Origin of the sequence: Streptomyces sp. RP5T (assembly GCF_003933965.1) — a bacterium.
In the GTDB taxonomy this organism is placed as follows: domain Bacteria; phylum Actinomycetota; class Actinomycetes; order Streptomycetales; family Streptomycetaceae; genus Streptomyces.
In genome coordinates, this window is sequence record NZ_RSAJ01000492.1 from 1 (window position 1) to 6,220 (window position 6,220).

Genomic DNA, 6,220 nt, shown 5'->3' on the forward strand with positions numbered 1-6,220 from the left:
GCCGCTGGGTGGTGCGTCGGGGTGCCGTACGGGGTGGTGCGGTGCGCGGCCGGGTGCGGCGGTTGTGGCCTTTGACGTAGGTGCCGTCACGGCGGTAGTGGGGGCGTACGTAGGTCACGGGAGGTCCTCGGCGGTGAAAGGGGGGGAGCGCCCCCGAATGCGGGGCCGGGTGTTCCTCGGCGCAACATTCGACGGCAGCGCCCGGCACGGACAGTCCCGGGCGGCCAACTCCTCGACTGTGCACAGCCGTTGGGCACAGGCCAACGATTTTCAGACGGGTGATCCCTACGGCGGGCCGACTGTCAGTGCCGGGTGCTGTCATGAAAGCGGCGGGGAGCTGCAGACGAGGGGGGAATGTGCCCGGGAACAGGGGACATGAAAACGTCGCTCACACGGGCAGGGGTGTACGCGGGGCGCTGCGCACCGTGGCGGCGGAGCTCTTCCGGTGAGCCCGCGCCGGCGGCGCACGAGCGACGACGATCTGCTCATCGCCTTAGGCGCACTCATGGCCTTCGGGTTGGTGCTGGTCAAGGTCGGACAGTGGGTGTGGGCGCACTGGTGGGTCCTGGTCGTGTTCGGCCTGCTGGCGCTCCTCGCCCTCGCGGGCTGGATCTACCGGCAGGTTGACCAGATGCGGTCCGCGCAACGGCGGGTCGAAGGCCTGACCTACACCCTCGGCCAGATGGACGCCATGCACCACAGCGCCTTCGAGAACGCTGTACGTGACCTGCTGGCCCGGGACGGTTCCCGCGACGCGCTGCGCTGCGGCGGCCGGGGCGACCTCGGCGCCGACGTGAAGGGGCACGATCCCCTCGGCCGGCTGTGGGTGATCCAGTGCAAGCACCGTAGGAAGGGGCTGGACGGCTCGGCGGTCGGGACTCCGGAGCTGCAGACGCTCAACGGCACCGGCCGGCCGGTGCACGGCGGCGACGTCGTGGTGATGGTGACCCACGGGAGGGTCTCCGGGCCTGCCCGCGATTTCGCCCGGCAGCAGCGCCTGCACCTGGTTGACCGGCGGGTGCTGGAGCAGTGGGCGCGGGGCGGGCGACCGCTGTGGGAGATCCTTCCGGCTGTCCCACAGCCCCGGAAGCCTCCGCAGGTGCGCTGAGCTTCATCACCACGGTGGGCGGGACCGGTTGGTCCCGCCCACCGTCATGGCGCTTCTCACCCGGAATCCGGTGTTCGGCCCGGCTCCGGGGTGCTGGGGTCGCCGCTGATGCGGGTGACGGTGTCGGCGAAAGCGCGGTGATCAGCGAGGACGTGCCGGGCACGCGACCAGGCCCCCCGAAGAACTACCGCTGCAGCTGGACCCACTACCTCGGCCCGGACGGGACGTTAGTTGTCCATCGGACCAGCTTGCACGAACTTCAGGCTGAGGGCTTGGACACCGACTGACTCCCGCCGGGCGGGGCCCCGGTGGTCTGCCCGACCGGAGTGCGCCAGGCACAGGGCGGGTAGCCCGGGAGCACCGTGGCCGCGACCAGCTTCCGGAGCGAGAGGGCCCTGGTACACGGGCCCGGCGCTGCCGGAGTCCTTCCAAAGTCTGTTCGCTTCGTGCGAGCATGCAGTGCGGGGCCCCTGCAAGTGGGTCGCCGACCTCCTGGCTGGGCCTTCGTGCGGGCTTTACGGCGCACTCAGCGGCCCTGCGCAGACGCTGGGCAGGGGGGTCAAGCTCCCTACCATTCCCCCTGCCGGGGTCCCTACCGAACCCCCTACCGTCTGCTCATGCAGGCCGCGCATGGTTTTGCCTGGTCAGCGCGTGTGGGCAAGCCCGACCAACGGTCTCGACAACCCTCTTCTCTCTCCTCTCCCCGCCGCCCTTGTGTGTCAGTGGTAGGTGGTAGGGGTGGGGGCGGGCGGAAAGTCGAGAGCCTCGGGAGGCTTGCGCGGTGCTGGCGGGCCCCGCGCCGCCGGGCCCGCGGCTGCGCAGCCACAGGGCTGCGCAAGAGGCAGGGAAGGGGCAGCGGTGGGTGGCTCGAAGACCTACCCGTACGGATCCACCGGAGCGATACGCGCACACGTCCTGGCCGCGCTGGGCGTGCTGAAGGTCGCCAGCGCCGATCAGGTGCGGCGGCTGATGTGCCCGGGCCACAAGGACAACAAGGCGGTGCGCAACGCCTGTCTGGATCTCGCGAAGCACGGCCTGGTCCTCTCCGAGGGCAACGCGCGGGACGCCTCCAAACTGTGGGGCCTGACCCCGCTCGGCCTGGACGCCGCGGCTGAGGTCCTCTCACGTCCGGCCGGTGAGATGGGCGGCACCGCCCGCGGCGCAGCCCGCTCGGGGGCCCCGCACGCCATGGCCGTGAACGAGACGGTCATCGCCATCACCCGCACCGCCCCGGAACCGACCCGCCCCGTACAACGCACCGACGCCGCACCGGTGACACCCCTTCAAGAAACCGGCATGCGGGAGCCGGCCGGGATCGGCACTCCCGCGTCCTGGTCGACGGAAGTGGTGCACGTCCTGTCCGGCGGCACCCGGGGCCGCTCCACGGTCCAGACCGACGCGGTACTGCTCGCCCCGGACGCGGGGGTACCGGTGCTGCTGGTGGAGGTCGACAACTGCACGGAGAGCCCGGAGCGCCTGGCCGCCAAGTTCGACCGCTACCGCGACTACTTCCGCCGCACAACCAAAGACGCCCAAGGCCGCGAAATTCCGGCCTGGCGCTCCCTGTACCCGCCCACCGGCCGCGAGGGCCACCCCCCGGTCGCGGTCGTGTTCAACCCGGGAGCCCGTGCCGGGCAGGAGGCACTGAAGAACCGGATGAACCGGGTCTTGCACCTGACCCGCGACATGTGGTCCGGCCGGTACGAGAACATGAGCCTCACCCTGAGCGAGCGGGACGGCTACCAGAACTACACGGACGCCATCCCGCTCCTCTTCACCACCCTGCCGCGCCTGCAAACAAACGGGCCACTGGAGGCAGTGTGGTGGCGCTGCGGACACCGCCAGTGGGAAACCCTCACCGACGCCCTGGAAAACCCCGACGACCATGACGCCTGGCTGCGACGCGACGCCGAACGCCGCCGCCAGCGGCAGGAACAAGAACGCCAGGAGCGAGAGCAGACGCAAGCCCGCAGCACGTCGACAACCAACACCGCCCCTGCTCCTGTCCCCACCCCTGCTCCTGCAGTCGAGCTGCCCGCTCCCTGCGCGCGATGCGGGCAGCCCGTCACCGGCCCGACCGGCGTGAGCTTCGACGACGCCCCTCCCGAGGACGGCCGGCACTGCCCTCTGTGCCGTATCGACCTCGCCCAGCAGCCCACAGGCTTGCTCAAGGCCCTCTTGCGCCGCCCGCCGACAACGTGACCGCCTAGAACTGGCCGACGACGTCCACGCCCGCAAGCCTGTCAACTCCCCGGTCGCGCCCGTGGTCTGGCCCGTGGTCGGCCCGACCAGGAGCCAGGAGGGCCCGCCACGGCCCGTTCAGGGCGGGGGATCGCCTGGACTGGCGGGCGGCTGCTCTGGGGCAGCGGGCGTGGTCTGGGGATCCGGCCCGGCGCCCGTCCCGTATGACAGACGCAGCATCTCCATACCGTTGCGGCTCGTTCTCTCATCCGGATCCAGGGCCTTCGTCCGCGCCGTGGTGGTCGTGCGGTACTGCGTCCAGGCGGTGAGCGTCCCGGGGAGTCCGCCCGGGAAGAGGCGCCACACGATGAGGGCGACGAACGCGAGGGTTCCGGTCGGAGCCAGGGCGGCGATGAGGGCGGCGGGCACGGAGTCTCCAAGTTTCAGGGGCAGGGGGTCTTTCACCCGTTGGGCTGCGGGTGGCGACACGGACAGCACAGGCGGCGGCGAATTCTTGGCGGGAGCACGGTGCCGGAGCGCGGGGCTAGGCGCGCAACTCCGGTGGCTGCCGTCCTCATCGGCTTTAGGGAGCCGAATGCCGCAGCAGCAGGGATCAAAGCGGCGAGAGCACCGTGACGTAGGCCAGCCCAAGCCGCGCAATCCAGCAGTCCGGGACGCATTCGTGACTGTCGAGTCGGATAGCTGTCTGGCTGTCGGCACGCGAGCGGGGCCCGGACCGTTGTGGTCCGGGCCCCGCTCGCGTGCCTTGCACATGGGTTATGTCGTAATTCCGGCTGAATGTGAGGCCGGTCGGCGTCTTCTACCAGCGCATCCCCAGCGCGGTCAGCGAATCGCGTCGTTCGGGGCTGAGCTTGTCGGCGCGGCGGCGGGCGTTGGAGATGAACGATCCGAGTCCGAGCAGCTCCCCGTCGACGTCCTCGCGGTGCTGGCGCGGAACGCGCAGATGCCCCTCGCGGGCGTGGAATTGGCGGGCTGCGGTCATGTTCCGCTCCCAGATCTCATCCTGCGTGCGCCGCACCGGCCCGACCACCTCGCCCTCCGCAGGCGGCTCGAGGCCGATGGTCTCGAGCAGGTACTGCTGTGCCGGCGCCAGCCGCTCCCATCCAGCTCGTTGCGCGCTGACCCACACCGCGAGGTCTTCGCCCTGCACGATCACCTCGCCCGCCCGGTCCGGCAGCACGCCCCCGGCCTTCACGTGCGCGAGCAGCAGCCGATACGAACGCTGCCAGGCGACGTCCCACCCGTCTGGCGCCCACCCCGGGTCGATCTCTGTGAGGGTCTCCATACGGCTCTCTGACAGCTCCCCGACGCTGGAGATGCCCGTTTCCCCGTTCGCGCGGCGTACGGCGTTCTCACGGCTCCTGCGGGCCGACGCTCGCATGTTCTTGGCCCATACGCCGATGGGGAAGCCGTCTCCGCCCCACACGGCGGTCGTGGGCGGCAGGAAGTGCCCGTGGACGGCTGCGTAGTCGCGGGCGACGGCGAGGCCGGCCTCCCACGCGGAGGCGTGCACGGACCAGACCATGCCCAGGTTCTGCAGCTCGGTCACGCGCTTGGCGTCCAGGGTGCCCTCGCGGTAGTACCGGCGCTGATCCGCGATGAAGACCCCCAGTGGGTGCCCGCCCAACGCTCCCCAGTCCTCCGGCGTGACGTACGTGAACGGCACCCGCAACTCGCTCTCGCCCATCTCGCGCAGCCACCGTGTGGCGGCCTCGATACCGCGCCGCCAGTACGCGCCCTCGGGGTCGATGACCCGCAGCCGCACGAACTGCGCGAGGACGGCCGGGTCGCGTTCCTCGCTGAACCGCAACACCCCCGCCGCCGAAGCTCCCACCGCCGGAACGACGTCCTGCTCCTGGACCTCCTCACCCCCGTCCTCACCGACGTCGTCCTGGCCCGCCTCGTCCGCACTCAACTCACCGATCTCACCGCCCACTTCGGAGGCAGCGCGACTGTTGCGCAGCCGGGGATCAGCGAGCGCCTCGATCGTCTGCGCATCGTGCGCCCGCAGAGCTCCAAGGACCTTCGACAGGCTGTTGTAGGCATCCGAGGTGAGGAGATCGTGCGGATCTTCGTCCCGCCCGAGGAACACGGGAACGATCAACGTCGCCAATTTCCCGTGACCCGGATTGAGCCGCAGAGCACGCCCAACCATCTGCACGATGTCCACCATCGACCCACGCGCGTCCGCGAAAAGGACCGCATCACACTCGGCAGTGTCGACGCCTTCTCCGAGAACACGAACGGAGGAAAGCACCCGCAATTCCGCCCGCACATCACGACCCTCAAAATCCGGCCCGCCCAGGAATTCGGAGGCGAATTCATCGAGCACCTGACGGCGGTGGCCGGGATCGTGCGCGCCGTACAGCCAGTCCGCCCACACCTGCCCGGCCGACGGGTAGGTGTCGGGGGCGTCGGCGGCGAGCCGGGCCGCGGTCGTTGGGACCGAGGCCGCCATCGCCGCAGCCTCACTCACCCGGCTGTGAAACGACAACACCCTGCGGAAACGCTCCTGGACAGCAGCCTGCATCAGCCCTGTCTGCACCGCCGCCAACCGCGCCCCCCTCACGGCATCCGAGCCAGGAGCCTCGCTCGTCAACGCCGCATGCAGGTCGGGATCACGGATATCGAGGCACAGCACCTGATACGGCGCCACGATGCCCCGCCCGACCGCCTCCGAAAGCGTCAACTTGTAGGCCACCGGCCCGAAGACAGGGGAGCCATCCTCCATCGACGCCACCATCCGCGGCCGCTCACCCTCGGCCTCCCACACCCGCGGCGTCGCCGTCATGTACAACCGACGCTCCGCAGGAAGCTGCGCCTGGTCGTGCACGGCCGCCCATGGCCTCAGCCCATCCCCACTCGTCCGATGGGCCTCGTCCGTTTTACTGACCTTCAAGGTGTGTGGAG

General features: G+C 70.3%; 4 protein-coding genes. 2 read left to right on the forward strand and 2 right to left on the reverse strand.

What is annotated here, in order from left to right; all coding sequences use genetic code 11:
- The first annotated feature begins 505 nt into the window (after positions 1–505).
- Both EHS43_RS34355 and EHS43_RS34360 read left to right on the forward strand, forming a co-directional pair.
- Positions 506–1,108, forward strand: coding sequence for a restriction endonuclease (locus EHS43_RS34355; protein ID WP_260470834.1), 603 nt, complete (start codon positions 506–508; stop codon positions 1,106–1,108).
- A gap of 858 nt (positions 1,109–1,966) precedes the next feature.
- Positions 1,967–3,310 carry a replication-relaxation family protein gene (locus EHS43_RS34360; protein WP_185806536.1) on the forward strand — a complete coding sequence of 448 codons (1,344 nt, stop codon included), beginning with the start codon at positions 1,967–1,969 and terminating at the stop codon, positions 3,308–3,310.
- A 117-nt stretch (positions 3,311–3,427) separates the two neighbouring features.
- Here the strand turns inward: EHS43_RS34360 and EHS43_RS34365 are convergent, their stop codons facing one another.
- Complete coding sequence (locus tag EHS43_RS34365; protein WP_125194560.1) at positions 3,428–3,718, reverse strand: hypothetical protein; 291 nt, start codon at positions 3,716–3,718, stop codon at positions 3,428–3,430.
- Positions 3,719–4,109: 391 nt separating this feature from the next.
- Positions 4,110–6,220: helicase associated domain-containing protein (locus tag EHS43_RS34370; protein WP_125194561.1), on the reverse strand; the 2,111-nt coding region annotated here is incomplete at its 5' end.